This window comes from Pseudanabaena sp. lw0831 (assembly GCF_016584665.1).
In the GTDB taxonomy this organism is placed as follows: domain Bacteria; phylum Cyanobacteriota; class Cyanobacteriia; order Pseudanabaenales; family Pseudanabaenaceae; genus Pseudanabaena.
In genome coordinates this window covers 1-3,163 of record NZ_BBJB01000062.1, presented here as the reverse complement: position 1 = coordinate 3,163, position 3,163 = coordinate 1, and the positions used below count along the sequence as shown (strand labels likewise).

At 42.9% G+C, this 3,163-nt stretch carries 2 protein-coding genes; one reads left to right on the top strand and one right to left on the bottom strand.

Annotated elements, in window-relative coordinates:
- Nucleotides 1-142: 142 nt before the first annotated feature.
- Nucleotides 143-1,354, top strand: a complete 1,212-nt coding sequence (locus APA_RS12365; protein ID WP_201322575.1) for a lipid-A-disaccharide synthase-related protein — start codon at nucleotides 143-145, stop codon at nucleotides 1,352-1,354.
- 175 nt (nucleotides 1,355-1,529) lie between these two features.
- Here APA_RS12365 and APA_RS12360 read toward each other — a convergent pair whose 3' ends face one another.
- Nucleotides 1,530-3,053, bottom strand: a complete 1,524-nt coding sequence (locus APA_RS12360) for a phosphomannomutase/phosphoglucomutase (protein WP_201322576.1) — start codon at nucleotides 3,051-3,053, stop codon at nucleotides 1,530-1,532.
- Between the last annotated feature and the right edge of the window lie 110 nt (nucleotides 3,054-3,163).

Sequence of the window (3,163 nt, the reverse complement as noted above, 5' to 3'; positions counted from 1 at the left end):
CCCGCCACAACGGTTTTAGATGCTCCTAAACATAATGTCGCAGTTTCTATTAAAGTTAAATTAGCCCACCATATTGATTTGCTATGCCAAGAGTAGAGTGAATCAGTCGTTTAGAATTGCAAATATGAGTTTTTAGTAAAACGTGGAAATTTTATGTATCAGTAACGGACATGGTGAAGATATCATCGCTGCCCGTATCTGCATTGAACTAGAGAAATTAGGATTTTCAGCGATCGCCTTGCCGCTTGTGGGCGTGGGACATGCCTATGCTAAAGCTAATATACCGATCGTCGAAAAGTTTACACAGGCTATGCCATCGGGGGGATTTGTCCGCATGGATAGCCGCCAACTAGCGCGTGATATCAAAAGCGGATTGGTGGGGCTAACTCGTAAACAATTGGGCTTTGCATGGAACTGGTCACGCGAAAATCGCAGGACTAAAAGGCTGATTTTAGCGGTGGGTGATATTGTGCCATTGCTGTTTGCATGGCTACCATCTCAGTTTGGCGGTTGCAATTTTGCGTTTGTTGCCACGGCTAAGTCAGAATATTTTTGGCGCGATCGCAAAAGCAGTTTGCCCCATGTCAAAAAACCTTTTGGCGGCTCCAACTTTTTTCCTTGGGAACGCGCTTTGATGAATAGCGATCGCTGCAAGGCGATATTTGTCCGCGATCTTTTAACTGCCGAGATCTTGAATCGCGATTTTAAACTGCCTGCGATCTATCTGGGTAACTCGATGATGGATGGGCTTGAACCAAAGGGCATAAACTTTGGTATTGGTGAAGATGAATGGGCGGTGGCGATTCTTCCCGGTTCGAGATCGCCCGAAGCCTATGAAAATTGGATGACATTGATGCTTTGCGCCCAAGTTGTGTCCCGTGCGATTCCCCATAATGTCCATTTTTTAGTAGCGATCGCTCCCGATTTAGATCTGGAAATAATCGGACAGAGCATTATCCAAAAGGGTTGGCAACGCATTGATGAAACTACTTTTAAGGTGCAGAATGCGCGGCTAATTTTATTGCAAAATGGCTTTGGTGATTGTCTGCATCAATGTCATTTAGGATTGGCGATGGCAGGCACGGCAACAGAACAGATGGTGGGTTTAGGCAAACCTGTAATTACGATCGCAGGAAATGGTCCCCAATTTACGCGCAAATTTGCGGAAGAACAGGCTGATTTATTAGGATGTTCGATTAACTTGATCGAAAAACCTGCTCAGGTTGCGGATGTGCTAAATGAGATTTTGCAAGATCCTGATTACTTTCAAGAAGTAAGCCGCAATGGTGAGGAACGCATGGGGAAAGCAGGAGCATCGGCAAGAATCGCTAAATATATCGCCGAGAAAATCTAACAAAAAAGGTTCGCTTGTCGAACCTTTTTTGTTAGATTTTCTCTCCTTGTTATGGTGCTAATTTTATAGCAACGCAAGAGATAGATAGGACAAATCAAAACCCAAAAGATGAGTGGCGGTGCTTTGCACCGCCACTCATCTTTTGGGTTTTATGTCCTAATCAAAACTTACATTGCTATAAAAGCGTTGAGATATCAAGGGAATCAAGGGGATGGAAAAAGGCAATTAATCTTTGAGCAATTTTTGCAACTCCGCCTTGGACATTTGTCTCAATATTTAGAGGCATTACAGGGTCATGGAGGGAAAGCCTCAATAAAAACCAACCATTCTCATCTGGGGAAGTACAGGAAACTCGGATACCTTCGTAATTATTGGGAACAATTTTCCAATCTGATTGCGTGAGGGCAAAAGTCTGCAAATCTGTAATTACGCGATCGCCTAATGCTTTAAAATCTTCCACACCCATCTTGATCCGAAACTCTTCACTCTCAACTGGCTCTTGCAAATTTGCAATCAAATCAGTGAGGGATTTGCCAGCCAGTTTCGACTTGGCTAGTTCAATCAACAGCTTACTGACCAAATACGCACCATCATCAAGGAAATGATTTTCCTTCATTGCGCCATGACCTGAAGTCTCGATCGCTAGCCAAGACTCTTGCCCTGATTGGTTTAAGCGGATAGACTCATTAATTACATTTTTGTAACCACGCTTAAAACGATGATGCACTCCCTGTAAATCTTGCTCAATAAACTTGGTTAAGCCATCAGAAGTAATAGAATCTGTAACAATTGTTGATTGAGGATGTTCTTGTAAAACGATCGCGGAAATTATCGCAATTAAGCGATTACGATTAAGCTCTTTACCAAATTGATCGACAGCCGCACTGCGATCGACATCGGTATCAAAAATAATCCCAAAATCGGCTTGATGTTTGATTACTGCTTCACAAATAGAAGCCATAGCAACCTTGTCTTCAGGATTAGGAACGTGATTGGGGAAATTGCCATCAGGTTCTAGAAACTGACTACCCGTAATATCTGCACCCAAAGGCTGTAAAACTTTGTCGGCATAGAATCCACCAGCACCATTGCCAGCATCAACAATGATTTCCAATCCCTTTAAAGGCTGCTCATAGTGTTCAGGATGATTGACAGATTCACGGATTTTGGTGACAAACTGATGAGCATAAACGGAAATAAAATCATGTTCGGTAATGTTGCCTTGAGTAGATGAAATTACAAATTCATTCTTTTCCGCAAGCGTGAGAATATCCGTAATATCTTTTTTCTCTAAGCCACCTTGTGCGGTGAAAAACTTTAAACCATTGCGATTGAAGGGTAAATGACTAGCTGTAAGCATGATTGCGCCATCGCAATTAAAGCCATCAGTAATTGTGCTCATAAACATTGCAGGCGTAGAGGCGATCGCAAAATCATAGACCTGACAACCGAGAGCATTAATTCCTGCGATTACAGCTTGGGTTAATTCTGTCCCAGAGAGCCGACTATCGCGCCCGATGGAAATCAATAGCTCTGATGTGGGTTTATCTAATTTTTGAGCTAGCCAGCTAGCAAAGGCTTGTCCTAGGATGTTGACAACTTCTGGAGTTAAGTTTACTAATTCGTCAGGTACTCCTGCGATCGCTACGCCACGAATATCGGAACCATTCTGGAGCTTCTTCCAATTAAAATCTTGCATTGTCATCTTACTTTTGAGCAGTCGCGTGCTATGCGGATGCTTACAGTCTATCAACTTATATCAATTCCCGAAAGTGCAACTAGACCCAAATAGAGAAAGGCGGCGCTTCG

Excerpts from the sequence above, each read along its gene's own strand:
- APA_RS12360 (WP_201322576.1), bottom strand. The coding sequence starts at position 3,053 with ATGCAAGATTTTAATTGGAAGAAGCTCCAGAATGGTTCCGATATTCGT.